Annotated in this window: 17 protein-coding genes and 5 pseudogenes; 10 read left to right on the forward strand and 12 right to left on the reverse strand. The window is 67.4% G+C overall.

Annotated elements, in window-relative coordinates:
* Positions 1-3: 3 nt before the first annotated feature.
* On the reverse strand, positions 4-267 hold the full coding sequence (locus C0J29_RS18875; protein WP_065161851.1) for a hypothetical protein: 264 nt from the start codon (positions 265-267) through the stop codon (positions 4-6).
* Positions 268-452: 185 nt separating this feature from the next.
* On the opposite strand from C0J29_RS18875, the pseudogene C0J29_RS34810 reads away from it, so the two are divergent.
* The 5 genes and pseudogenes from C0J29_RS34810 to C0J29_RS18890 form a co-directional block, all read left to right on the forward strand.
* Positions 453-4517: pseudogene (locus C0J29_RS34810) on the forward strand (PE domain-containing protein); the annotation flags it as partial.
* A gap of 303 nt (positions 4518-4820) precedes the next feature.
* Positions 4821-5045: pseudogene (locus C0J29_RS34975) on the forward strand (PE family protein); the annotation flags it as partial.
* A gap of 51 nt (positions 5046-5096) precedes the next feature.
* A pseudogene (locus C0J29_RS34980) lies at positions 5097-7448 on the forward strand (PGRS repeat-containing protein); the annotation flags it as partial.
* 738 nt (positions 7449-8186) lie between these two features.
* Positions 8187-9008: pseudogene (locus C0J29_RS34985) on the forward strand (alkaline phosphatase family protein); the annotation flags it as partial.
* A 114-nt stretch (positions 9009-9122) separates the two neighbouring features.
* Complete coding sequence (locus C0J29_RS18890; protein ID WP_120794823.1) at positions 9123-10310, forward strand: MFS transporter; 1188 nt, start codon at positions 9123-9125, stop codon at positions 10308-10310.
* A gap of 20 nt (positions 10311-10330) precedes the next feature.
* Here the strand turns inward: C0J29_RS18890 and C0J29_RS18895 are convergent.
* Positions 10331-10732: pseudogene (locus tag C0J29_RS18895) on the reverse strand (amino acid transporter); the annotation flags it as partial.
* A gap of 69 nt (positions 10733-10801) precedes the next feature.
* On the opposite strand from C0J29_RS18895, the gene C0J29_RS18900 reads away from it, so the two are divergent.
* Positions 10802-11961 (forward strand): IS3 family transposase gene (locus tag C0J29_RS18900; protein ID WP_120793199.1). Its coding sequence is split into 2 segments (ribosomal slippage): positions 10802-11093 and positions 11093-11961, totalling 1161 coding nucleotides; the frame shifts between segments, so codons are not numbered across the junction.
* 89 nt (positions 11962-12050) lie between these two features.
* Here the strand turns inward: C0J29_RS18900 and C0J29_RS18905 are convergent.
* Genes C0J29_RS18905 through C0J29_RS18915 form a run of 3 tightly spaced genes read right to left on the reverse strand, consistent with a single transcriptional unit; the run spans position 12051 to position 14895 of the window.
* The gene (locus tag C0J29_RS18905) at positions 12051-12503 is read right to left on the reverse strand and encodes a VOC family protein (protein WP_120793200.1); all 453 of its coding nucleotides are present in this window, start codon (positions 12501-12503) and stop codon (positions 12051-12053) included.
* The gene (locus C0J29_RS18910; RefSeq protein ID WP_120793201.1) at positions 12503-13654 is read right to left on the reverse strand and encodes a M24 family metallopeptidase; all 1152 of its coding nucleotides are present in this window, start codon (positions 13652-13654) and stop codon (positions 12503-12505) included. The genes C0J29_RS18905 and C0J29_RS18910 overlap by 1 nt, the downstream gene beginning before the upstream one ends.
* A complete protein-coding gene (locus C0J29_RS18915) occupies positions 13651-14895 on the reverse strand; it encodes a M24 family metallopeptidase (protein ID WP_244218044.1) in 1245 nt (414 codons plus the stop codon). Before C0J29_RS18915 ends, C0J29_RS18910 begins: the two co-directional genes overlap by 4 nt.
* Positions 14896-14960: 65 nt before the next feature.
* On the opposite strand from C0J29_RS18915, the gene C0J29_RS18920 reads away from it, so the two are divergent.
* Entirely contained in the window at positions 14961-16208 is a 1248-nt protein-coding gene (locus tag C0J29_RS18920; protein WP_120793202.1) for a cytochrome P450, read from the forward strand.
* Here the strand turns inward: C0J29_RS18920 and C0J29_RS18925 are convergent.
* A complete protein-coding gene (locus C0J29_RS18925; RefSeq protein WP_120793203.1) occupies positions 16205-17605 on the reverse strand; it encodes a wax ester/triacylglycerol synthase family O-acyltransferase in 1401 nt (466 codons plus the stop codon). The genes C0J29_RS18920 and C0J29_RS18925 overlap by 4 nt on opposite strands.
* An 88-nt stretch (positions 17606-17693) precedes the next feature.
* On the opposite strand from C0J29_RS18925, the gene C0J29_RS18930 reads away from it, so the two are divergent.
* Positions 17694-19070, forward strand: coding sequence for an FAD-binding oxidoreductase (locus tag C0J29_RS18930; RefSeq protein WP_120793204.1), 1377 nt, complete (start codon positions 17694-17696; stop codon positions 19068-19070).
* Between the two features lie 300 nt (positions 19071-19370).
* Here the strand turns inward: C0J29_RS18930 and C0J29_RS18935 are convergent, their stop codons facing one another.
* Positions 19371-19679 (reverse strand): hypothetical protein, encoded by a 309-nt coding sequence (locus C0J29_RS18935; RefSeq protein WP_120793205.1) that lies wholly within the window; start codon positions 19677-19679, stop codon positions 19371-19373.
* Between the two features lie 56 nt (positions 19680-19735).
* The gene (locus C0J29_RS18940) at positions 19736-21154 is read right to left on the reverse strand and encodes a serine/threonine-protein kinase (RefSeq protein ID WP_120793206.1); all 1419 of its coding nucleotides are present in this window, start codon (positions 21152-21154) and stop codon (positions 19736-19738) included.
* 32 nt (positions 21155-21186) lie between these two features.
* Between C0J29_RS18940 and C0J29_RS18945 the strand changes: the two genes are divergently transcribed.
* Both C0J29_RS18945 and C0J29_RS18950 read left to right on the forward strand, forming a co-directional pair.
* Positions 21187-21729 carry a TetR/AcrR family transcriptional regulator gene (locus C0J29_RS18945; RefSeq protein ID WP_120793207.1) on the forward strand — a complete coding sequence of 181 codons (543 nt, stop codon included), beginning with the start codon at positions 21187-21189 and terminating at the stop codon, positions 21727-21729.
* 25 nt (positions 21730-21754) lie between these two features.
* Positions 21755-22900: an acyl-CoA dehydrogenase family protein gene (locus tag C0J29_RS18950; RefSeq protein WP_120793208.1), complete on the forward strand. Its 1146-nt coding sequence runs from the start codon at positions 21755-21757 to the stop codon at positions 22898-22900.
* A 10-nt stretch (positions 22901-22910) separates the two neighbouring features.
* On the opposite strand, the gene C0J29_RS18955 is transcribed toward C0J29_RS18950, so the two are convergent.
* The 4 genes from C0J29_RS18955 to C0J29_RS18970 all read right to left on the reverse strand — a co-directional run bounded on the left by C0J29_RS18955 (position 22911) and on the right by C0J29_RS18970 (position 26373).
* Entirely contained in the window at positions 22911-24587 is a 1677-nt protein-coding gene (locus tag C0J29_RS18955) for a PPE family protein (protein ID WP_120793209.1), read from the reverse strand.
* A gap of 174 nt (positions 24588-24761) precedes the next feature.
* Complete coding sequence (locus C0J29_RS18960; protein ID WP_065044811.1) at positions 24762-25457, reverse strand: mycothiol-dependent nitroreductase Rv2466c family protein; 696 nt, start codon at positions 25455-25457, stop codon at positions 24762-24764.
* A gap of 29 nt (positions 25458-25486) precedes the next feature.
* Positions 25487-25927, reverse strand: a complete 441-nt coding sequence (locus C0J29_RS18965) for a hypothetical protein (RefSeq protein WP_156296471.1) — start codon at positions 25925-25927, stop codon at positions 25487-25489.
* 26 nt (positions 25928-25953) lie between these two features.
* Entirely contained in the window at positions 25954-26373 is a 420-nt protein-coding gene (locus C0J29_RS18970; RefSeq protein ID WP_065044809.1) for a protease inhibitor I42 family protein, read from the reverse strand.
* Positions 26374-26516 lie beyond the last annotated feature (143 nt).

Below are 26516 nucleotides of genomic sequence, written 5' to 3' on the forward strand. Positions count from 1 at the left end.
GGGCTACGTCCGCTTCACCTTACTGATCACAATGTCATGCGACGAGCACAGCCGGCACGTCAGCGGCCGGATCCTCAAACGCAGCTTGGACATCCGTAATGCCTTGCTGCAGAACGGGTATCGGCAGCCGCACGACAAGGTGATCCACCAGTCCGCCGCATGATCCGCCTCGTCGCAGAACTTCCGGCAGATGCATGGGATCTCGGTTTCGAAATCCAGCGCCGACAGGACATCGAACTCCGGCAGTAGTGCGCACTCCCCGACCATCACGGACTGAAGGGTAAACCTGTAGTTGAGACTTTTCGGTTAGGCGCGCGCGGCCGCGCGGCGAACCCCGTCGGACCGACTGCGGCCGACCGAGTCGGGCGCAAAATTCCACCCGAATGGTGGTTCACATTCCCACCCTTTCTGAAATACATTAAGCCGTTCGATTCGCCCGTCGGGAGGCGCTGATGTCGACGTTCCTGTTCGCAGTACCAGACTCCTTAACGGCCGCGTCCGCCGAGGTGAGCGGAATCGGAGAAGCGATCAGGAGGGCGACGGCGTCGTGGGCGCCGGCCACCACGACGGTGCCGGCCGCGGCCGCTGACGAGGTGTCGGCGGCGATCGCGGGACTGTTCGGCAACTACGCACAGGTCTTTGTGGCGCTGGACGCGCAGGCGGCGGCCTTCGAGCAGCAGCTGTCGCAGGCGCTGGGCACCGGCGCGAATGCGTATGCGAGCGCCGAGGCGGTAAATCTGTCGCTGCTGCAGACCGTGAACCTGGAGGCCCTACTGGCGCCGATCAACGGGCCGGTGCTGGCCCTGACCGGGCGCCCGCTGATCGGCAACGGCGCCAATGGCGCTCCGGGGACCGGCGCCAACGGTGGAGCCGGCGGTTGGTTGCTCGGCAACGGCGGCGCCGGCGGCTCGGGAGGGGCGGGCGCGACAGGCGGGGCCGGCGGCGCCGCGGGTCTGATCGGCAGCGGCGGGACGGGCGGGGCCGGCGGGGCCGGCGGTGGCAAGGGCGGTGCGGGCGGTGCAGGCGGTTGGCTGCTGGGCACCGGCGGGGCCGGCGGCACCGGCGGGTTCATCGCCAACGGGGTCGGCGGCGTCGGCGGGGTCGGCGGAACCGGCGGGTTGTTCGGCGCGGGCGGAGCCGGCGGACCCGGCGGGTTCGCCAACTCCGGGACCGGCGGGAGCGGCGGTGCCGGCGGGGCCGGCGGACTGCTCGGTGCGCTGGTCGGCGCCGGCGGAGGCAACGGCGGGGCCGGCGGAGTTGGTACCACCGGAGGCGCGGGCGGGGCCGGCGGTATCGGCGGCCCGCTGGCCGGCGCCGGTGGCGTCGGCGGTACGGGAGGGCCGGGCACCACCGGGGGCGGCGGGACCGGCGGAGCAGGCGGGGCCGGCGGTCCGCTGTACGGCAACGGCGGCCCCGGTGGAACCGGCGGCAACAGCTTTGGCGGCAACGCCGGGAGCGGCGGGGTCGGGGGGCACGCCGGCTGGTTGTCGGGTTCGGGCGGATCAGGCGGGGCCGGCGGTAACAGCCTGCTCGGCGGCACCGGCGGGCATGGCGGAGCAGGCGGCGACGCTGGTCTGTTCGGCTTCGGTGGGGCGGGCGGAGCCGGCGGATTCGCCACGGCCGGACAAGCCGGAGCCGGCGGCAACGGCGGCGCGGGCGGCATGGTGTTCGGCAACGGCGGCGCAGGCGGGAACGGCGCGCAGGGCGCCCCACTCTTTGCCAGCGGAGACGGCGGCGCCGGCGGGCGGGGCGTGCTGTTCGGCCTTGGGGGAACCGGCGGGATCGGTGGGGCCCTCAGCGCGACGCCGGGCGCCAACGGCGCCAACGGGGCGTTGCTGCCGGCGGCGGCGCTCAACGCGATCAATGCGCCCGTGATCGCCCTAACCGGCCGGCCGCTGATCGGAAACGGCGCCCCGGGGGCGGCTGGTAGCGGGTCCGCCGGCGGACCCGGCGGATGGTTACTCGGCGACGGCGGGCCCGGCGGGTCCGGCTCCAACGGCATCCCCGGCGGGCCCGGCGGAGCCGCCGGGCTATTGGGTAGCGGCGGTGCGGGCGGAGCCGGCGGGTTCGGGGCGACCGGCCCCGGCAGGGCCGGCGGTATGGGCGGCAACGGCGGTTTGCTGTTCGGCAACGGCGGGCCCGGTGGGGCCGGCGGCGTCGGCTTCAACGGCGGAACCAGCGCGAACGGCGGAGGCGGCGGAGGCGGCGGGACCGGCGGCCTCTTCGGATCCGGCGGCGTCGGCGGCCAGGGTGGCATGACCGGCCAGTTGATTGCCGGGATACCCGGCGCCGGCGGGGCGGGCGGCGCCGGCGGGGCGCTCAGTGGCCTGGTCGGGGCCGGTGGCGGCACCGGTGGGGTCGGCGGCGCGTCCTACCAGTCCGGCGGCGGGGCCGGAGGGGCCGGCGGCCCGGCCGGGATCAGCGGTTCGCTGTTTGGCGGCGGAGCGGGCACCATCGGCGGCTCGCTGTTCGGTGCCGGCGGTGCCGGTGGCGACGGTGGCGCCAGCCTCGTCGGCCCAGGTGGAGCCGGCGGGCCCGGTGGGGCCGGTGGCCAGCTCGCCGGCGACGGCGGGTCCGGTGGAGCCGGTGGCGCGGTTCTGCAGGCCGCGCCCGGCACCGGCGGCGGTCCGGGCGGCACCGGGGGTGCCGCCGGCGCGGTGGGCTCCGGCGGTGCTGGTGGCCCGGGCGGCACCGTCGGAGGCTTCGGGCCGATGCCCGGCGGTCGGGGTGGACTAGGCGGCAACGCCACCCTCCTCGGTACCGGCGGAGTCGGTGGGACCGGTGGACTGAGTGCCGGGAGCATCGGCGGGGCCGGCGGGCACGGCGGCTTGGGCGGTGCGCTATTGGGCAACGGTGGTGCGGGCGGGGCCGGCGCAGAGGCCGCTCCCACTGTCGGTGGCGGCACGGGCGGCGCCGGCGGCAGTGCGGTGCTGATCGGTAACGGTGGCAACGGCGGCAACGGCGGCTACTCAACAACGCCCACGCTGCTGGGTGGTCCCGGCACCATCGGCACCGCCGGCTGGCTATTGGGCCACAACGGAATTCCCGGCCTGCCCATGAGCCCCAACCTGCTGGTCAACCCCAGCTTCGAAATCGCCACCCCGTCGCAGTCCGGCTTCAGCTCGGTGACGATCCCGGGGTGGTCGGTCAGCGGCACCCCGACCATCATCAGCTACGGCACAGGGCGCGCTTACCCCTCGCCGTTCTCTTTCCCCTTGCCCGATCTGCCGGGCTTCCTGGGCTTCCCGGGCACCCCTCCCCCGGGTGCAGGCAGCAACTTCGCCGGTGGTGGACCGGTGAGCTCAGGTTCCCTCAGCCAAACCGTCGACTTGACCGCGGCAGCCGCCAAGATCAACACCGGCACCACCCCGTACACGCTGAGCGGACTGCTCGGCGGTTACCTGCTGGACCCCTCCGCGGCGTCGCTGAAAGTCACCTTCCTCAACGCCAACGGAGTGGTTCTGGGCACCGGCACGACCGGCGAGGTCGGATTGCTGGATCGGTTGGGCGGCACCGGTTTCCAGGCCCGCGACGTATCCGGGACCATCCCGGTCGGCACCACCTCCGCGGTGGTGACGGCGACCCTCGCCGACCGCAACCCGATCCTGAGCAACTACAACAACGCCTACGTCGACAACCTGTCGTTCACGGTCGGCGACCCCACCCTCACCGCGCCGACGCTCGCCGTCCCGACCTCGAATGTCGGCCAACTCGACCACGTGTTCCTGTTCTACATGGAGAACAAGGGCGCCGGCGACATCCTCGGCAGCGTCAACGCCCCCTACCTCAACAGCCTGATCAACACCTACGGCTACGCCGACAACTACTACGCACTGGGCCACCCCAGCGAACCCAACTATCTGCGGATCCTGCTCGGCACCGACTTGGGGATCGACTACAACCCGACGGCGAACACCGTCACCGCGCCCAACCTCGTGGAAAAGCTGGACACCACCGGAATATCGTGGGCGGGCTACACGCCCAACATGCCTTACCCGGGCGCCATCGTGTCATCCGGTGACTACAGCGTCGACCAATTGCCTTTCCCCCGTTTGACTTACGTCTACAACAACTCCCCGAGTTACCTGGCGCAGCACCTCCTGCCGTTGACGCAATTGGGCGCCGATCTGCAGAACCCGCTCACCGCTCCCAGATTCGCCTGGATCTGCGGCTCTGAGGAAACCAATATGGAAGGCCCGGTGAGTTCACCCACCGACATCGCCACCTGGCTCGGCAGCCAGCTCACCAATCACCAGTACAACATCGCGGCCGGCGACCAGTACCTGCAACAGAACGTGTCCACCATCATGAACTCGCCGACGTGGAACAGCGGCTCCAAGGACGTCATCATCATCACGTTCGACGAGGACTACAACAACCTGTCGACCGGAAACGGCAACCAGGGCAACCACATTCCGATGGTCGTCATCCCGAATCAGGGCGCCGTGACCTCTGGGGGGATGCTGTCCGGACACTTCGTGACGGACAGCTACTACAACCACTACAGCCTGATGTCGACGATCGAGTATGCGTTGAGCCCGACGGCGGGAACGCCTCTCATCACGCTCACCAACAACGACCTGTACGCCACTCCGATGAACGACTTCTGGTCCTAGGGTCCTTCAATAAAAATATTGGCTGGCAACCACTTTGAATTCATGCGGCCTCAAAAGAGAGCGGACGCTCCACCGGCCTTGGCGCGGCAGGCTTTTGGTGCCGCGGCACAAACATTTCAACGAACACGTCGTGTCTGTTCACATCTGAAGTTGATGTGAATAGAGTTAGCCGATCACTCGCCCCGTGATCGATGGGAGCCGCAGATGTCGACCTTCGTAATCGCAGCACCTGAGGCTCTGACCGCGGCGTCAGCGGATTTGAACGGGATCGCGGAAGCGATCAAACGAGCTACGGCGTCGGCGGCGCCGTCGACCACGGGGATCGCGGCGGCGGCCGCCGACGAGGTGTCCGCGGCGATCGCCCAGATGTTCGGCGGATACGCCCAGTCCTATCAATCCGTGGGCGCTCAGATTGCGTTGTACCAGGCGCAATTTCAGCAGGCGCTGCTGACGGGCGCGGGCGCGTACGGGGTCGCCGAGGCCGCCAACCAGCTGTCGCTGCAAGCCTTAGAGCAGACCGTGGGCCAGGTCCTGCTCGAGGCGGTGGACGCGGTGAATGTGCCCGTGTTGGCGTTGACCGGGCGTCCGCTGATCGGCAATGGCGCCAACGGGACCCCCGGCACCGGTGCCAACGGCGCGCCCGGCGGCTGGTTGATCGGTGACGGCGGGGCTGGCGGATCCGGCGCGTCCGGACCTCCGTTCGGTTACGGCGGCGGTGCCGGCGGGGATGCGGGGCTGATCGGAACCGGCGGCGCCGGTGGAGCCGGCGGCACCGGCGGGGCGGGCGGCCCGGGCGGGCGAGGTGGATGGCTGTTGGGCACCGGCGGAACCGGTGGCGCAGGTGGTTTCTCGGCGGTCGGGACCGCCGGGGCCGGCGGGACCGGCGGGGCCGGCGGATTGTTCGGTGGCGGCGGCGCAGGCGGGCCCGGCGGGTTCGCGACGATCGGGGCCGGCGGAGTCGGCGGGACCGGCGGGGCCGGAGGGCTGCTCAGTGGCCTGGTCGGCGCCGGCGGCGGGGTCGGTGGCGTCGGCGGCGTCGGGGACACCGGAGGCACGGGTGGAGCTGGCGGGGCCGGTGGACTGTTGTTCGGCGCCGGCGGTGGGGGCGGCACCGGCGGATTGGGCGGCAGCGGCGGTGGCGGTACCGGAGGTGCCGGCGGTGCGGCCGGTCCCCTGTTCGGCAATGGTGGCGTCGGCGGAACCGGCGGCAGCAGCTTCGGCGGTAACGGCGGGCCCGGCGGCAACGGCGGGCACGCCGGCTGGTTGTTGGGCTCGGGCGGCGCGGGTGGTGCCGGCGGCGACAACTTCGGCGCGGGCACCGGCGGCCACGGCGGGGCCGGCGGGGATGCGGGCCTGTTCGGGTTCGGCGGCGCTGGCGGGGTCGGCGGATTCGCGTCCGGCGGCATCGGCGGGTCCGGCGGCAACGGCGGCGCGGGCGCCCTGGTGTTCGGCAGCGGCGGGTCCGGCGGGGCGGGCGCCCAGGGCGCGCCGACGTTCGCCGGCGGGGCCGGAGGTGCCGGCGGAAAGGCCACGCTGTTCGGGCTCGGCGGGACGGGTGGGGTTGGCGGACTCGGCGCCCCGGCGGGCGCCACCGGAGTAACCGGCGACAACGGTCTGTTGCTCCCGGCGGTGGCGCTCAACGTGATAAACGCCCCCAGCGTGTTGCTGACCGGGCGCCCGCTGATCGGCAACGGCGCCCCGGGCGCGGCCGGCAGTGGGGCCGCCGGCGGTCCGGGCGGCTGGCTGCTGGGTGACGGCGGGGCCGGCGGGTCGGGCGCCAACGGCATACCCGGCGGACCCGGTGGGGCCGCGGGATTGTTGGGCGGCGGCGGCACCGGTGGGGCCGGCGGGTTCGGCGCGACGAGTGTCGGCCGGTCCGGCGGCCAGGGCGGCAACGGCGGCTTGTTCTTCGGCAACGCCGGGGCCGGCGGCGCCGGCGCGGTCGGGTCCGACGGCAACGGCGGCGGCGGTGGAGCCGGCGGGACCGGCGGCATCTTCGGCTCAGGCGGGGTCGGCGGGACCGGCGCGATGGCCAACCTGGCGATCCCCGGTGTCCTGGGCGGAGCCGGTGGGTCCGGCGGAGCCGGTGGCGCCCTGAGCGGGCTGGTCGGCGCCGGCGGCGGTAACGGCGGGGTCGGCGGGGCCGGCGACGTCGGAGGTGCAGGCGGAACCGGTGGGGCCGCAGGCATCGCCGGTTCGATATTCGGCGGCGGAGCCGGCACCATCGGCGGTTCCGTGGTCGGTGCCGGAGGGGTAGGCGGCGACGGCGGCGGCAGCCTGAACGGCACCGGTGGGCCGGGCGGAAGTGGCGGCGCGGGTGGACAATTCGCCGGCGCCGGCGGCTCCGGTGGAGCCGGCGGATCGGTGCTGCTCCCCGTGCTCGGTAGTGGCGGCGGCGGTATCGGCGGAGGCGGAGGCACCGCGGGCTGGCTGGGCTCCGGAGGCGCCGGCGGTGCGGGCGGCACGGCGGGCGTGGTCATCGTCGGGCAGTCGCCCGGCGGTCCGGGCGGCTTCGGCGGGAACGCCGGTTTGGTCGGCGTCGGTGGGGCCGGCGGAATCGGCGGATTCGCCGCCACCGGCACCGGTGGGACGGGCGGCCATGGCGGAGTCGGCGGAGCGCTGCTGGGCAATGGCGGTCCCGGTGGCACGGGGGCTGAAGGCGCCCCCGGCTTCAACAGCGGCAACGGCGGTATCGGCGGCAGTGCCCTGCTGGTCGGTGACGGCGGCAACGGCGGCAATGCCGGCAATGCGACGACGCTGGCGTTACTGGGCGGCCCCGGTACCGTGGGCAGCGGCGGTCTTCTGTTGGGCATCAACGGGATTCCTGGGTTGCCCATGAGCCCGAACCTCTTGGTCAACGGGAACTTCGAGATCGCCACCCCGTCACCGTCGGGCACCAGCTCGGTGACCTACCCGGGCTGGTCGGTAAGCGGCATCCCGACCATCATCACGTACGGCACCCAGAAGGTCAGCTACGTCTTGGGAGTCGCGTTCCCGTTCCCGGATCTGCCGAGTTTCCTGGGCTTCCCCCAAACGGCTCCCTCGGGGGCCGGCGCCAATTTCGCGGGCGGCGGGCCCGTGGCCACCTCCAGCATCCACCAAACGGTCGATCTCAGCGCCGCATCGGCCAAGATCAACACGGGCACAACGCCCTACACCCTGAGCGGACTGCTCGGCGGATATATGATCGACCCGTCGTCGACCGCGCTGCAGGTCAGCTTCCTGAACTCGAACGGCGTCGTGCTCGGCACCGGTTCGACCACCACGGTCAGTGCCATCGATCGTCTGGGATTGACTGGGCTGCAACCGCGTTCGGTCTCCGGAACGATCCCGGTCGGCACCACCTCCGCGGTGGTCACCGCCACCTTCAACGATGCCAACCCCATCACCAACCACTACAACAACGCCTACGCCGATAATCTGTCGTTCACTGTGGGTGCTCCGGGGCTGACCCCGGCCGCGCTCACCGTGCCGAATTCCAACGTCGGCCATCTCGATCACGTATTCCTGATCTACATGGAGAACCACGGCTTCACTGACATCGTCGGCAGCGTGAACGCCCCTTACATCAACAGCCTGCTGGGCACGTACGGCTCGGCCGACAACTTCTACGCCAACAGCCACCCGAGTGCCCCGAACTATTTCCGCGTCCTTGGCGGCTCGGACTTCGGCCTGACCTACAACCCCAACCCGCCCTCCATCAACGCACCCAGCCTGATGCAAGAGATGGACGGCGCTGGCGTTACGTGGGCCAACTACGCGCAGAGCATGCCTTACCCCGGCGCCCTGGTCTCCTCGGGCGACTACAGCACGTTCCAAATACCGGCGGCCCAGTACAGCTATGTCTTCAACAACACCGTGGCCTACCAACAACAGCATCTGCTGCCGCTGACGCAGTTGACCACCGATCTCCAAAACACTGCCACCACACCGCGGTTCAGCTGGATCGTCGCCAATAACGCCAATGACATGGAAGGGCCGGTTGATTCGCTTCCGGGCATCCTCAACTTCGTGGGCAGTCAGCTCACGAACCACCAGTACAACGTGGCCGCGGGCGATCAGTTCCTCCAACAGCAGGTGTCGCTCATTCAGAGCTCGCCCGCATGGAACGCGAACCAGAGCGACGCGATCATCATCACCTGGGACGAGGACTTCAACAACCTCGGACTGGGCATCGGAAACCAGGGCAACCACGTCCCGATGATCGTCATTCCCAACCAGTACGCCGTGACAAACGGTGGGATGCTGTCCGGGCAGTTCGTCACCCATGAGTACTACGACCAGTACAGCTTGATGGCGACGATCGAACAGGCGCTCAGTTCGCCAAATACGTTGAACCCGTTAACGATGAATGATATGTATGCGACGCCGTTGAATGGGTTCTGGTCGTAGGGCTTTGACAACTGGCCACGGGTGGGCCCACCGCGCGCAAGCAGCGGCACCGGTCCCACGGCGGTCACGACGGCGTCGTTGCCTACGCTGACCACCGTGAACCGGGACGAAGTGATGCGACCGACACGCTCGGGGCCCAGCTGGCTCACTCCCAACGTGCGGGTGCTCTCGGCGGTGTCGTTCCTGCAGGACAGCGCCAGTGAGCTGCTCTATCCGCTGCTGCCGATCTACCTCACGGCCGTGCTGGGTGCTCCGCCGTCCGTGGTGGGAGCCGTCGAGGGCGTGGCCGAGGGGGCGGCCTCACTGACAAAACTTGCGGCGGGCCCGCTGGGCGACAGGTTTGCGCGGCGCCCACTGATCACCACCGGGTACGGGATGGCGGCGCTCGGCAAGGTGATCATCGCGGTGGCCGGGGCCTGGCCGGGTGTGCTCGCGGGTCGCGTTGTCGATCGGCTCGGCAAGGGTATCCGCGGCGCACCGCGGGACGCGCTGCTGGTCGACCAGGTGGACGAGGCGTTGCGCGGCCGGGTGTTTGGCTTTCACCGCACGATGGACACCTTGGGCGCCGTCATCGGTCCGCTGCTGGGTCTGGCGTGCTACGAGCTGCTCGACCACAAGATCAAACCGCTGCTGTATGTCGCGATCGTGCCGGCAGTCCTGAGCGTGGCGCTCATGTTCCTGGTGCGCGAGCGCAGCCGTCCCGTGCCACGAGCAGAGCGGCAATCCATGTGGATTGGTGTGCGCACGTTGCCGCGGCCGTACTGGCGGGTGACCGCACTGCTCATCGGCTTCAGCGTGGTGAATTTTCCCGACGCGCTGCTGTTGTTGCGGCTCAACGAGATCGGCTTCTCGGTGGTGGAGGTGATTCTGGCCTACGTCGGTTACAACGCGGTCTATGCCCTAGCCAGCTACCCGGCCGGAGCGCTTGCCGATCGCGTCGGCAGGCCGGCTCTATTCGGCCTCGGTTTGACGTTCTTTGCAATCGGCTATGTCGGGCTGGGACTGACCACCGACATGGTGACGGCATGGCTGCTGATCGGCGCCTACGGACTGTTCACCGGATGTACCGACGGCGTCGGGAAGGCCTGGATATCCGGGCTCGTCGGCCAGGAGTATCAGGCCAGCGCGCAGGGCGTGTTTCAGGGCGGCACCGGCCTGGGCGTGCTGATGGCGGGTTTGTGGGCGGGATTCTTGTGGGGCTCAAATGGCCAACTGCCACTGTTGGTTTCGGGGATCGCCGGCGGTGCGTTCGCGGTCGTGCTGATTGGCGGCCAGCTGGTCCGCGGTGTCGGGCGTCGCTGAACGGTCCGTCAGCTGCCGGCGCGCGGTAGGGTGCGGCCGCGGAAGAAGCCGGGGGCCATCGCCCACCAGAGCGCCATCAGGATCACGCCGAGCACCATCGCCCCGATACCGACCGCAGCGACGGCGCCGACTCCGAGGATCGTGATGTTGTTGCCGTCACCGTCGGTCAGCCAGCCCGGCTTGGCGTACTGGATGAGCCCGCAACTGAAAACGATCAATAGGGCCACACCGCCAAGCGACGGGACGACGCCGCGTATCACGAAGTCCCGCACCGACCTGGTGAGGGTCTTGCGGTAGTACCACGCACACGCAAACCCGTTGAGCCCGTAGTAGAACGCGATCATCAACCCCACCGATCCGATCAGCGCGACCAGGAGGTTCTCGCTGATGAGCGTCAACAGGACGTAGCAAGGGATGGACACCAGGGACTGCCCCCGGTTCGGTTGACTCCTGACCTGTGAGGATTCGTCTTCACTGGAAGGATCAATCTCGTGCCCAAACCGTTTCCTGCCGAGTTCCGTGCTGACGTCATTGCGGTGGCACGCAAGGGCGAGGCGCCGTTGCGTCAGATCGCGAAGGATTTCGGGATCTCGGAGGCTTGCCTGCATCGCTGGCTCAAGATCGCTGATCGCGATGACGGTGTCGACCGGCCCGGGTCGCCGGCCGCTGCTGAAGACGTGACCGCGCAGCTACGCGAAGCACACAAGCGCATCAAGCTCCTCGAGCAGGAGGCCGAGGTGATGCGCCGCGCGGTCGGCTACCTGTCCCGGGACGCCAACCCAAAATGATGTACCCGCTGGTCCTCGACCTTGCCGATGACGGCGTACCCGTCACGGTGACCTGCCGGGTCCTGGGGTTCTCCACCCAGGCGTTCTATAAATGGCGCAAAGCGCCGCTCTCACAGCGCGATTGGGACGATGCGCACCTGATCAACGTCGCCCGCGACATCCACGCCGATGACCCCGCCTTCGGCTACCGGTTCATCGCCGACGAGTTGCCCCGGCACGGGATCACCGCCGGCGAAAACCGTGTCGCACGGTTGTGCTCCCAGGAGCGCATCTGGTCAATCTTCGCCAAAAAGCGAGGACTGAACCGTCGATCCGGCCCACCGGTCCATGACGACCTCGTGGAGCGTCAGTTCAGCGCCGCGGCCGCCAACCAGGTGTGGTTGGCCGACATCACCGAGCACCGCACTGAGGAGGGCAAGCTCTACCTGTGCGCCATCAAAGACGTGTACTCCAACCGGATTGTGGGCTACTCGATCGACTCGCGGATGAAGGCCTCACTCGCGGTGGCTGCCCTGGATCACGCCGTGGCATTGCGCTCACCCGTTGCGACGATCGTTCACTCCGACAGGGGCAGCCAATTTCGGTCTCGAAAGTTCGTCCACGCACTGTCGCACACCGGGTTACATGGCTCGATGGGCCGCGTGGGAGCGTGCGGGGACAACGCGGCGATGGAATCGTTCTTTGCCCTTCTGCAACGCAACGTGCTCGACCGGCGACGCTGGTCTACCCGAGCCGAACTGCGCCTGGCAATCGTGACTTGGATCGAGCGGACCTACCACCGACGCCGCCGACAGCGCGCACTCGGCAAGCTCACCCCGATAGAGTTTGAACTGCTCCACACACCAGTCGCAACCGCGGCCTGAAATTCGCACCCCGCGAGTCAACTGAACTCGGGGCAGTCCCTTTCGCCCGATAGCCCCCATAGCAGGGCCGCGTTGCGCGGACAACACAGCTACTTCCGCCGCGGCAACCCTCCCAACCACCCATCCCCCAGCAACTCCAACAACTGTCCATCCGGATCCCGCACCATAGCCGCCCCCTCCGACACCGTCCCTTCCACCACAGACCCCCCAAACTCCCCCACCCGCCCCAACACTGAACGAAGATCCGATACCGAAAACGAAATATGCGTCAGCCCAACCTGATCCATCACCCGATCGCCGCCGGCCGAAACATCACGACCTGAATAGTCCAGCAGCTCAATCACCAACCCATCCCGCACCAGATAAGTCGCGTGCAACCCCACCGGCCGCTCAAGCTGCAGCAACGCCGCAGTCCCCTCTTCCGGCGCATCCAACTCCCACCAGAATTCAAACCCCAGCAGCCCTTCGTAAAACCGCCGCGACGCCGCGCGATCCCGCACACACAACCCGACATGGTTGAAAACGACCGGCTGCGAGCCCATTACGGCCTCCCGTACCGCGTCAGAACCACAGGGCCGCTAGCGCCAATCACCACCGTGTCACGCTGAAGGCACCCGCCGACGCCTTCCTCAGCAACCCACGACTGCACGCTCAACACCATCCCCTCCTCCAACACCGCATCGCGCCCAAGGCCCAACCCGATCACCGGCGGCTCAGCGCCCAACCCCACCCCGTGAGCAAGCACCACCGAGGCCGCGCCCACACCAGCCCGCTCCCACGCTCGATACAGATCAGCCCCGACACCCCCGGCACGACAAGCACCCACCAATGCGTCCAGGCCAGCAGTGCAACGCTCATCCAAAGCCGAATCAGCCCCGCTAGAGCCAGCCACAAGCGTCCGCGCCAACCCAGCCTCATACCCCGCATACAGCGCCCCCGGCGCCAACACCACCAACTCCCCGTCCCCCACAACCCGGTCCGCAGCCACATACCGAAGCCCAACCGTCCCCGAGGCAACAAAACACACACTCTCCGATGGCGGCACCGGCGCCCCCAGCCGCGCCACATGCTCGGAGTACACCCCCAGCAGCTCCCGCTCCGAAACCCCCGGTCCCAGCGCCGCGGACATCGCACTCAGCGCCGACTCTGAAATCGCCGCCGCCACTTCAAGACACGTGATCTCGGCGTCCGTCTTTACTCGCCGGCAAGCCTCAACTACGGCTCCCCCGTCGACAACCTCCGCACCTGAGGCCAACGACGCGATCATTGCCTTAGTTGAAGCAGTCAAGCCATCAGTCCCGATCCGCCGCGACTTCCGCAACCCCGGAATCGCCGACACCGACGCCATCAAATTCGCCGGGTTCCAGCTCAGCGGATACAAATCCTCGCGCTCGATCTCCGGCGGCACCCCCTCGTCCCACGTCGACAACAGATGCACCCGCCCGGTCGACCGCACCACCACACACACCGGCGCAAAGGGCAACACCCCCGCGCGGCCCAACAACCGCGCGCCACACACGTAGTGCACATTGCCGGCACCACCGAGAATCAGCGCGTCAATACCGGCAGAATCCATGCCCGAGAACACCTTTGCACGACGCTCCGCCCGCAACGCGGCGAAGTCAACCCGGCTTGAGTCCTCCAGCGACATCACCCCAACGCGCACACCGGAATCCCGCGCTACCGGACTCATACCGAAGCCCCGTACGGCGAGTACGAATCCCCGCTCAACTTCACCCACCCGTTATCCGTCACGGCCACAATGTCTTCCGCCCGATATCCCGCCGATCCCTCGTCCCAGATCACCGGCTCGAACACCATCACCATCCCAGGCTCCACCACTAGCCGAGAGTCGAAATCCTCGCCGAGGTCCGTCCCGATAAGCGGCATCTCCGCGCTGTCGGTCCCCACCCCGTGCGCCAGATAGAAATGCTCAATCCACGGCCGCACCCCGTCATTGGCCGCCACCGCGACCTTGCACAGCTCCAGACCAGAAACTCCCGGCCGCAACACCTCCAGGCACGCATCGACCACTCCGCGCCACCGCCGAAACTGCCTATGCTGCATAGTATTCAAAGCAGACCCGACCACCCATGTCCGGCCGTAATCCGACGCATACCCCTCATACATGATCCCGGCGTCCACCCAGATCACGTCGCCGTACCGCAAAAACCGATCCGATGTCACCGTCGGGTACGCCAGATCACCATGCACCGTCCATGGACCCAACGAACGAGAAGGAGCCATCACCTGCCAGATCGGATCGATCCCGCCCGCCGACGCCCCCAGCTCGAACACCCGCCGCAGAAACGCCGCACTCAGGTCAACCTGCCGCACGCCCGGCCGAAGCAAAGCCAGCGCATCCTCCATGGCCAACTCATTCAGCAACTGCGCGTGCCGAATACACGCCACCTCGTCGACCGTCTTCAGCAACCGCGCAGAACCCAAAACCCCCGACGCGTCCACCCACTCATACCCCGTCAGCCCGCGAAACATGGCGTGCGACAAGTGGTCAATGCCCAGCCTCGCGCCGGCGCCAAACAACGAAGCCAGCTCCGAACCGAACGCCCCACCGTCCAGATCCGGAAACAACGGCCCATGCATCACCACATCGTCCGGAGCCCCGTCGGCGAACATCGTGAACAGGTGCGGCGCCGACTCCCCCGCGACCAACACCGCCACCGCCCGGAACAACGCCGCCGTGTCAACGTCCATCGACGGCGTCAACGCACCCGTTGCATACGACACCGCGCTGGACCCGAGCAGTACCAACCCGTCCAAGCTGGCAGAAGCCAAACCGACCTGCAACCGAGCGAAACGCTCCCGGCGCATCCGAGCCAGATCAGGCAACGCCGGGATCACCTGCCCGCCGATCGTCGCCCCAGCAGCCCAGTCCTCGATGGCCCCACACCTCTCTAACGCGTAATAATGCAAAGATAGCGTAAAAAGCGCCGCGCTCCGCCGCGCAGTCCGACGCGCACTCCGAGAGGCACCGACCAGTGACAGCCCGGCCCGACATACCACCGGAGATCATCGTCGACTTCGACCACCACTCCGACGAGTTCAATCTCAACGAACTCGCCCTCAACGCCGAGCTCAGACGAAAATGCCCGGTCGCCTGGAACGAGAACTACGGCGGCTTCTGGTTTCTCACCAGCTACGACGCGGTGCGCGAATCCGCCAGAGACGGCGACACTTTCGCGCACAAGTACGAGCCGAACGCCGAAGACGGCATCGACTACCAGGGCGAGATGGGCGTCCCGCGCCCCGACGGGCAGCCTGCATTGGGCATCGGCGAAATCGACGGCCCCTACCACCAGGCGCTACGACACGCCCTGGCCCCGTTCTTCTCACCAGGCGCGGTCGACAAACTACGGCCATTCATGGAGGAGAAGGCCCACGAGTTCCTCAACCAGCACATCACCGAAGGACACATGGACCTGGTGCTCGACTTCGCCAGCCCTGTGCCGGCCATCCTCACCATGAAATTGATGGGCCTGCCCTACGACAACTGGCACCTCTACGCCAACCTCTTCCACGCCGTCATGGCCGTCCCCCAGGACAGCCCCGAATACGCCACCGCCATCGCCGCCGTCCCGGAGATGATGCAAGGCGTCCTCGAATACGCGGCCCTGCGCCGCGGCGACCCGAAGGAAGACCTGACCAGCTTCCTCCTCCAGTTCGAGTTCGAGAATCAAAGACTCACCGACGAGCACCTGCTCAACATCATCTGGAACCTCATCGGCGGCGGGGTCGACACCACCACCTCACAAACCGCACTGACCCTGCTGCACCTCGGCACCCACCCGGAAATCCGACAGCAACTCATCGACCACCCCGAGCTCTACCGCACCGCCACCGACGAATTCCTGCGCTACTTCTCCGTCAACCAGCAACTCAGCCGCACCGTCACCAAAGACGTCACGCTCAATGGCCAGCACCTGAAAGCCAACGACAAACTCATCATCAGCTGGCTGGCCGCCAACCACGACGAAACCGAGTTCGATCGGCCCGGCGAAATCGTGTTGGACCGTAACCCGAACCGCCACTTGGCCTTCGGCCTCGGACCCCACCGCTGCATCGGATCACACCTTGCCCGAACCATGGCCGAGGTGATGGTCAAGGCCGTCCTCGACCGCATTCCCGACTATGCGGTCGAGGAGGACGGCGTCGCCGTCTACCTCGGCAACCCCGCCATGACCGGCCTCGGCAAGCTGCCGATCACCTTCGCCCCGAAGGTGGCTTAGGCCAACGCCTTACGTGCCTTCCGGCGTTTGACCCGCAGCGCCCTGCTGATCTCGAGCAGCCGCGCCACCCCGTCCTCAACGCCCGAAGCGAGCGCCTCGAGGTCGGGGGCGGCGTCGTAGTCACCCGTGATGCCGAAAACGAAATGGTCGGCGTAGCTGACCATCGCGATGCCGGTGCGTAACTGCAGCGCAATCGGCGGCACCGGCAGGATCTCTACCACCCGACGACCCAGCAGCCGTTGTTCGGCGCGCGGACCCGGGACGTTGGTCGCCAACGCCACCACGGCCTTCTGCGGCAGATGACTGAGCAACCGAACCGCCCACGCCGAGAACATGAATGGCACATTGCCGACCACCGAGAGCATCGCGCTGCCGCCTTCGCTCTGCCCGCTGCCCTTGGCATGCAACAGCCGCTTGTGTACCAGCTCGAGCTGCGTCACCGGGTCCGCCTCGTCGACGGGCAGCAGCGGCAGCATCGCCGACACCTCGTTGTCGGTCATGTTGAAGTGGTTCGTCCCGCGCACCGACACCGGGACCAGCGTGCGCAGCGAGTTGCGTCCGGGCTTCTCGCCGCGGCCCAGCAGCAGCTGCCGGTAGCTGGCGGTGATTGCCGCCAGCGCCACGTCGTTGATCGTCACGTCGAACGCGTCGCCGACCTCGTGCAGGTCGGCCAACCGGACCCGTGCCGCGCGATAGCGGCGCCTCGTGGTAACAGAGCCACTCAGCGACGTGTCCGGCGCCGAGGTGAGCATGCTGGCTGTCAGCTCGGCCGCGCCCAACGCGGCGTGCTCGACGGCGGATGCCGCGCCGAGGGCCGTGCGTGCGGCAGCCCTCGCCCAGCTCACCGGATTCAGGCTCACCTTCGCGTCCCACCACCGCCGCTCCGGCTCCTGGGCGGCGTGGATCTCCGTGGCGAACGACTCGCCGCCGCGCTCGTCGCTGAATTTCGCCATCAGCTGGGTGGTCGCGATGCCGTCGGCGATGCAATGGTGCAGTTTGGTGAGCACCGCCCACCGGTCGTCGCTCAGACCTTCGATGATGTAGCAGTCCCACAGTGGGCGCTCGCGATCCAGGCGGCGTTCCATCACGTCGGCCACGATGTCGAACAGTTCGTCGTCGCCGCCCGGGTGCGGCACCGCGATCCGGTGCAGGTGCCGCGAGATGTCGAAGTGCGGATCGTCCACCCACTCCGGCGGGCCGATGTCGAGCGGGTGGGTTTTGAGCACCTGCGTGCAGCGCGGAATGGATTGCACGCGTTCGGCGAAGGCTTCGACGAACTCCTCGTGGGTCGGCGGAGGCCCTTCGATGATCGAGACACCACCGATCGCCAGGCTCACGTGGGGATCGGAGTCTTCGACTTCAAGAAATGCGGCGTCGAGGGCAGTCAGGTGCTCCATGGCCGCTACTATCCGCCCCAAACGGGTGCGCTGGTGAGAGTCAGAAGTCCTCACCTTCCAGGGCCGAACGAAGGATAGATTGATGCCGATGAGCGACATGACAGCGCGGTTCGCCGAGATCGTCGGCGCGGAACACCTCCTGGCCGGCGACGCGGTCCCCGAGGACTACTCCCACGACGAGGAGTTGACGCAGTCGCCGGTGCAACCGGCCTACGTCGCCAAGCCGGCGACCGCCGACGAGGTCGCGCAACTGCTCAAGGCGGCGTCCGAGGGCGGGGTGCCGGTGACGGCCCGCGGCTCCGGGTCCGGCCTGTCGGGCGCCGCGCGTCCCATGGCGGGTGGCCTGTTGATCTCGTTCGAGCGGATGAACAAGGTCCTCGAGGTCGACACCACCAACCAGGTTGCCGTGGTGCAGCCGGGGATCACGCTGACCGAACTCGACGCCGCCACCGACGAGTACGGCCTGCGCTACATGGTCTATCCGGGCGAACTGTCGGCCAGCGTCGGCGGCAACGTTGGCACCAACGCCGGCGGGATGCGCGCGGTCAAGTACGGGGTGTCCCGCCACAACGTGCTCGGGTTGCAGGCGGTGTTGCCGACGGGTGAGATCATCCGCACCGGCGGCAAGATCGCCAAAGTGTCGACGGGCTATGACCTGACGCAGCTGATCGTCGGTTCCGAAGGCACCCTGGCGCTGGCTACCGAAGTGACCGTCAAGCTGTACCCGCGTTTGGACCACAGCGCCACGGTGGTGGCGCCGTTCGCCGACTTCGACCAGGTGATGACGGCGGTACCGGCCGTGCTGGCCGCCGGTCTGGCGCCCTACATCCTCGAGTACATCGACAACCTGACGATGGCCGCGATCATCCACACCCAAAATCTGGAGCTGGGCATTCCGGACCGGGTCCGGGACAGCTGCGCGGCATATCTCGTTGTGGGACTTGAGAATCGGACGTCAGACCGGCTGGACGAGGACGTCGAGCGCACCGGTGAGTTGTTGGCCGAGCTGGGCGCGGTGGACGCGTACGTCTTGGAAGGCGGCTCGGCGCGGCGGTTGATCGAGGCGCGCGAGAAGGCGTTCTGGACGGCCAAGGCGATCGGCGCCGACGACATCATCGACACCGTGGTGCCGCGCTCGGCGATGCCCAAATTCCTTTCTACGGTGCGCGGTTTGGCTACTTCGGCCGGTGGTGGTGTGGCGGGTTGCGGGCATGCCGGCGACGGCAACGTGCACTTGGCGATCCTGCTGAAGGATGAGGTGGCCCGCAAGCAGCTGATGACCGATATCTTCGCGCTGGCAATGGAATTGGGCGGGGCGATCTCCGGCGAGCACGGGCTGGGACGCGCCAAGACGCCGTATTACCTGAAGCTCGAAGACCCCGCCAAGGTGGCGCTGATGCGCCGGATCAAAGAGAGCTTCGACCCGGCGGGCATCCTCAATCCCGGGGTGGTGTTCGGGGAGTAAGGGTTAAGGGCGCGCCAAGGGCGGATGTCAGCGGTCACACGTGTCACATGCGTCCCTGGCGGGGACGGGGCCCTGTGTGCCCGCCTCATAGCGACACAATCCCACTGCCCCAGTAGGGTGGGCCCGCATCGTTGACCAGTACGGCGGGCGCTGGGGCAAGGCGCGCCTCTCGCACCCAATAGTGTTGTCGCGCAAAGGCGGGCAAACGACTAGTCGACTCCGCCAGGGACTCGCGTGGCCCAAGCGAATCCTGCGACGAGATGGCCCTCAAGCGCACCTCGCACAAGAGATCAACGAGACCTAGCGCAAGTACACCAACGCGTTATTGCCGCCCTGGCATACGGATCCGGCGGCCGTACACGTCATCGAGTAAGTCCGGCCGGTCACCGGGCTGTAGACGTCGAACGGCGCCGAGCCATTACCAACCGCGTGGTAAGTCTCGGCGGTCTTCAACGCGAATTCGCACGAGGTGTCCGAGTTGCCGGCGTAGACCGACGCCCCGCGACTGGACTTGCCGCAGTAGGTATCCGCCTTCGCCGCCGGGGCGGCAGTGATCGCCGCAACGAAAGCAAGAGACACGGCGCAAACACCGACAATGTGCTTGATCATGACTCGACCCTTCCTCTGCACGTTGATTCGCCGCCGAGTGAGAGTCACCGCCACCCTCAACCCGCACCGGCATACTGCAGCGCCGGTTCCGCCGAATCAACATGGCTACCACTCAGAATGGTAAGCATCTCCGGACGAATCTGGTAGCGCACACCGTTCGCCGGGTTCACCACGTCGAAGCCGCCGGAAGCCCTTACCGCACCGGCTAATTCGATGTGGGCGCCGTCGCTGATCCGCTCGCCACGATAGTAGAAACTCTCCGGCCCAGATTGGCACACCACCACCAGAGACTTCGCGGTCCGCAATACGGCCGCGGGCGGGCTGCCCGGGTCGCAGCGCGCCGTATGCCCGACAAAGCCCAACCCGTCCGCGCCGTCGACCGAACCGGACAACGTCGGGGCAGAAGACGTCGTCCCAGGCAGCGCCGACGTCGACGGACTCGACCGGTTGCCGAATATCAGAATCGCCGCCAGCACGGCGGCGATCACCAGCATCAGCGCCGCTGACCCACCCAGCACCAATGGCAGGCGACTACGGCGACGCACAGCCACCGGTGCCGGAGCCGGCGCAGGATACGGACTGAAGCCGGTGTCCTCGGGGTTGGGGTAATCGGTGACAAACGGCCGGGTGCCCGAAGGCGGGCTCAGCACCGCCGCGGCAGACCGGGCCAGGTCCCCCGCCGAAACGAACCGCGCCGCAGGCTGTTTGGCCATCCCCTTGGCGATCACCCCATCGAAGGACCGAGAAATCCCGCGGCGCATGATGCTCGGCCGCGGCGGGGCGGAGAACAGGTGTGCGCTCATCACCGCAGCGGGTTCGGGGAAGTCGAAAGGCGGCCGGCCGGTGAGGCTTTCGTACAAGAGGCCGGCCAACGAATAAACATCCGTGGCCGGCCCCACCTGCTCACCGTTGAACCGCTCCGGCGCCATGTACAGATACGACCCAATCGGCAACCCCGCACCCGTCAAACTGGGATCCCCTTCACCGCGGGCGATGCCGAAGTCCACCAGGTAGGCGAAACCTTCGGCGTTGATCAGCACGTTCTCCGGCTTGACGTCGCGGTGCACCAGACCGTCGGCATGGGCGGCATCCAGCGCCGACGCCACCTGGGCCACCACAGCCACCGCATCCGCAGGGGACAGAGGACCCCGGGACTGCAGCACATCCCGAAGGCTGCCGCCGTCGACCAGTCGCATGTCGATGAAAAGCACTCCCCCGATCGCCCCGAAATCATGCACGGGAATGACGTGCGGTTCCTGCAACCGCGCCGCGATCTGCGACTCCCGCCGGAACCGCTGCTGATACTGCGGGTCGGCGGCCAGATCGGGGCGCAACAGCTTCAGCGCCACCAGCCGGCCCCGAACCGTGTCGAAGGCCTGGTACACCTCGCCCATACCGCCGGTACCCAGCAAGGATCGCAGTTCATACGGTCCAAATCGGGTCCCCACACGCGACCCGCCACGCGGCGAAGTCATCTCCCGATCCTTCCACACGTAGGCTGCGGTCTATGGCGACCAGCACCCGTCTGACGGTGGACGATTGGCTGCAGGCCGGCTACGCAACGGTGGCCGACGAAGGCCTCAACGCCCTCAAACTCGACCGGCTCTGCTCCCGCCTGCACGTCACCAAGGGCAGCTTCTACTGGCATTTCGCCGACATGGCGGCCTACCGCAAGGCGCTGATCGAATCCTGGACCCGGCTCAAAGACGACGAGCTTCGCGAGATCGAGGAACTCGGCGACACCGAACCACGCGAACGCCTGTCCCAGATGATCGCGCTGCTCATCATGCCGCGGCACTGGACCCTGGAACGCGCCATGCGCGAATGGGCGCGGTCCGATGAGAACATCGCCGCCGCGATCCGCGCCGCCGACGGCCGGTTGTTCAAGCAGGTACGACAAGCGTTCCGCGACTACGGTTTTGCTGTCGACGAAGCCGACCTACGCGCCGGCACCACCTTCGCCGCCGGCATCGGCCTGCTGCATCTGTCCGTGGGCACGCCGGACAAAGAGCAACGCGAGAAGTTAGTCGACTTCCTGCTTCGCGCGTGAACATACCAAAAGGTATGGTAAGAGCATGACGACTATCACCGACGATTTCGTCGGCCGCCTGCAGCAGCGCGCCCAGGAAGCCGAGCGGCACAGGCGACTACCCGACGCCACCGTCGAAGAGCTCCGCGAGTCCGGCTTCACCGAGCTCCTCAAGCCCAAAGGCTACGGCGGCCAACAAGCCGAATTCTCAGCGATTTTCGAACCGGTACGCCGGATGGCGCACGGTTGCGCCTCCACCGCCTGGACCGCCGCGTTCTACACCATCCACAACTGGATGCTGTCCCTTTTCGACGAGCAGGCCCAGGCCGAAGGCTTCGCGACCCAGCCCTTCCTCGCCTCGGCCCCACTGGCCCCGACCGGCCGCGGCACACCCACCGACGGCGGGGTTACCCTGAGCGGACGCTGGTCCTGGGCCACCGGGGTGATGCACGGCAACTGGACCATCGTCGGCGCGCTCTGCGGCCCGGACGACGCCATCTACCCGGCGCTCGCGCTCATCCCGGCGGACGACATCAGCATCGTCGATGTCTGGCACACCGACGGCATGTGCGCCACCGGATCCAACGACATCGTCGCCGAGAGCGTCTTCGTCCCCGAACACCGCCTGGTCAAGCTCACCGACATCTACGCCGGCACCACACCGGGCGCCAGGCTGCACGACGCGGACGTCTACCGCTGGCCCATGGTGCCCGCACTCGCGCTGACCGCTGCTATGCCGGCGCTCGGCGCCGCCGAACGAGTCACTGAGATCTACACGCAGCGCCTCAGCGAACGAGTCATCGCCTACGAGGGCACCAGCCAGAAGGACAAGCCCGCCGCCCAGGCCCGCCTCGGCCAGGCCCGCGTCAGACTGCGCGCCCTGCACGGGCTACTGCACGAAACCACCGGCCGCATCGACGACATCCTGGCCAGCGGCAACACCGTGCCCCGCGCCGTACGCGCCGACGCGCGCCTGGCCGCCGCGCACATCGTCAAGGAGTCCCGCGGTGTCATCGCCGACCTCCTCGAAGCATCCGGCGCCAGCGCACACTTCCTCGACAACCCACTGCAACGGGCCAAGCGCGACGTCGACGTGATCAGCGGGCACGTGATCTTCGACTACGACACCAGCCGAGAACTGGCTGGCGCCTTGGCAATTGGGCTCAAGATCCCGCCGACCGCGATGGTGTAAAGGCGACCCGCTACGCGCCCAGTTGCCTCAACAGCGACACGATGCTGAACAGACCCGCGACCCGGTTGCCGGTGTTCAGGAAGCCGGTGACCAGCTGGGCGACGTTGGGGTTCGCGGCGCTCGTTACAGCCGTGTTGAAGAAACCGGATAGCTGGCCGTCCCCGAGCGTGCCGCCACTGGCCGAATTGAAGAAGCCCGAGCTGCGACCGTTGAATAATCCGCCGCCACCGCCGGTAGCCGTATTGAAGAAGCCCGACGAACCGGTACCCGTATTGCCGAAGCCCGAGTTCGGGCCGGGTTGGTCGGTCACGCTGCCCACGCCGGTGTTCGAGCTGCCGAAATTCCACAATCCGGTGTTGGTGTTACCTGAATTTCCCCACCCGGTGTTGGTATTTCCCGAATTCCAGAATCCGGTGTTGCCACCGAGCGCGTTGCCACCGGCATTTCCCCAGCCGGTGTCCACCTGACCTGCGTTGAAGAACCCGGTATCCAGGGCTCCCGAGTTACCTAGGCCGAAGTTGCTACTGCCGGTATTGCCGATACCGATGTTGCCGAAGCCGGACTGTCCGATCCCAATGCCCTGAATCTTGCCCAGGTCAGCGGGAATTTGATTGAAGCCGGAGTTGAAGATGCCTACATTGCCGTCGCCGGAGTTGAAGAACCCGATATTGCCGGTGCCCGAGTTGCCGAAGCCGATATTGCCGGTACCGGAGTTCAGTCCGTTGAAGACGAATTGCCTGGTCACCGAGTCGAAGTAAGCGCCGCCGACACCGACCAACTTGTTGCCGGTAAGGCCGAAGCCGACGTTGCCGTTGCCGGTGTTGCCCGCGCCGACGTTTTCGACACCGTGGTTTCCAATGCCGAAGTTTCCGTTGCCGTAATTCCCCACGCCGAAGTTGGCGCCGGGGTTGATGCTGGTCGCAGGGTCGCCGAGATTTCCGAAACCGATGTTGTCGTTGCCCCGATTTCCGCTGCCGAAGTTGTTATTGCCAAGGTTCCCGCTGCCGATGTTCCCATTGGCCGCGAGCCCGACCCGGCCGTTCCCGCCGCCGAGGTTCCCGCTGCCCGTGTTCCCGCTACCGATGTTGGCGTTGCCGTAGTTGCCGTTGCCGATGTTGCCGTTGCTGCCGGGCTTGTTGCCGATGCCGATGTTGAACGGCAGGGCCTGCAACAACTGCTCGAACGGATTCAACCCGGCGGCGGCCGCCGCCGCGCTCGCGTGATAGCCCGTCATGGCTGCGACATCAGCAGCCCACATCGCCTCGTAGTCAGACTCGAACGCCGCAATCGCCGGCCCGAAGATGCCCAGAAAATTGGAACGGACCAGCTGCACGAACGCACTGCGGTTGGCCTCCACCAGCAACGGATGCACGGTCGCCAGCTGAGCGGCCTCAAAGGCGCTGACCACCGCCTGGGCCTGCGCCCCCGCCCCGGCGGCACGCGCCGACGCCGCACTCAGCCACCCCGCATACGGCGCGGCCGCGGCGGTCATCGCCGCCGCGGCCGGCCCCTGCCACGCCTGCCCGGTCAGTCCCGAAGTCACCAAGGAGAACGACTCCGCCGCCGTACCCAGCTCCTCGGCCAGTCCGTTCCATGCCGCCGCGGCATTCAGCATCGGCGCAGCACCGGCACCACTGAACATCCGCAGCGAATTGATCTCCGGCGGCAGCATCGGAAAACTCACCATGATTGACCTCCTGACCCATTCCCCGGCCGCCCCGATGCGACCAATGCCCGAGCGGATCGAGTCACCGATGCAGACGCTAAGGCCGCGCCGATATGGATATAAGGGCCCAATGGCCCTAATGCGCAGTGGCTTTGGGAGGCTGTCTTGCCACTTCCCGCGTGTGGCCGTTACCGGCTACGCCCGCCCCGCCAACCGCTCCACATCCACCACTTCACCGCGATTGATGCTCACCCAATCCCGCCCATCCAGATACGGACGCAGGCTGCGGCCGATGAGTTCGGCGTCGGCCGGCGTCTTGGGCCGCTGCAGCTCGTAAACATGCGGCAGCGAAGCCATTCCCGTGACCACATCCCAGAGCTTCAAGGCGTCCGCACCGCTGGGCGGGTCCACCAGTACCGGCCCGAACAGACATTGTCCGTCGTCGAAAAACAGTGTGGGAACACCGTATCCGCTCGCATCGACCACGCGCTGGTGCTCGGCGCGGACCTCATCGTGAGTCGAAGGATCGGCCAGCGCGGCGTCGAGAATCCCAGCGTCACAGCCGATTTCGCCGAGTAGCCGGCGCGCCACCGCGGGGTCGTGCGGCTTGCCGCCCAGGTCGTGCAACTCATGGCCGATCGCGGCGTACCAGCGGTCCAGCAGCTCCATGTCGGTGCGGCGCAGCAACGCCCCGATCCGCATCAGCGACCAGCCGTACGACCATTCCCGCTCCCAGGGGTGCTTCTTGCCCTCGACGCGGTTGATCTCCTCCAGGCTGAAGAACCGCCAGTTGACGGTGATGCCCAGCTGCTCGCGAACATCCCGGATCCACACCGAGGTCTGGTACGCGAACGGACACATCGGATCGAAGTGAAAGTCGATGGTGCTCATCGCTAGCTCCTTTCTAATGCCGGGGACGTCTAATGCCGGGGACGCACCCCGGCCGCGCGGTACACGAACATCGGCTCCAGCCGGTACTTCACCGTTGCGGCCGGCAAGCGCTGCAGCACCTCGTCGGGAATCTCGCGCCGGTAATCCAGTTTCATCGTTCCGCTGAACGCGTGGTCGACGTCGCGCAGATCAATCTCGATCGACAGCCCGCGCGCGGAGATCGTCGCGATGGCCGGTCCGGGGTCGGTGTCCCACGGACAGTCGACGGCACGCAGATTCGGGTCGGCGCCCGTGGGGAACGTAGCGACGATCCGCTGCTCGCTGAACGCGAACATGCCGCGATAGCGGGCCACACCGGCGGCCGAGTAGACACCCGGCACATGGCCGCTGAAGCTGCGGCGCACCGGCACCCGCGCCGCCAGAAAGATGATGCCCTCTGCCTCGAGCTCAGTGCGCAACGCGCCAGGCACATTGGAAAACCTCGGCCAGCGCGGCACTACTGCACCGTCACGTTCGCGGTGAAGACGCACGTCGGCGCGGCATCGCCGACGACGCTGCCGTAGCTGGCGATGATCGTCGTCTTCCCCGACTTGAGCGCCGTGAACTGCCACACCTCGGTGCCCGGCGCGCCGGTCCGGTCGGTGTTCTGGCGCACGTACTCGTGGCTGGCCTGTTTCAACAGCGACGCGTCACCCACCTTGGGATCCGCGGTCCACCGAAACGGGGTGCTGTGGTTGGCGCCCAGTGACAACTGCAGCGTGTCACCGACCGCGAGCGTGACATCGCGGGTGATCGCGCTCTGGTTCAACACATCGTCCATCGAGACATCGATGGTTTTGGTCGCCGCCTTGCTCGGGCTCGAACACCCCACGAGCATCACGAAAGCAGCAAGGACGGCCATTAGCTTGACCTTCATCAGTGCACCATAGTCCTCTGCGCACCGAGTGTGCGCTGACTGCTTCGAGCGTGCGCAGGCGGCCCAAAAATCGCCGAGTCGGCGCGGTAGCCGCACACGCAAACGTGTCGCATATACCCCCGCACCAGCAAACCGTCCGGTAC

Origin of the sequence: Mycobacterium paragordonae (assembly GCF_003614435.1) — a bacterium.
GTDB classification, from domain to species: domain Bacteria; phylum Actinomycetota; class Actinomycetes; order Mycobacteriales; family Mycobacteriaceae; genus Mycobacterium; species Mycobacterium paragordonae.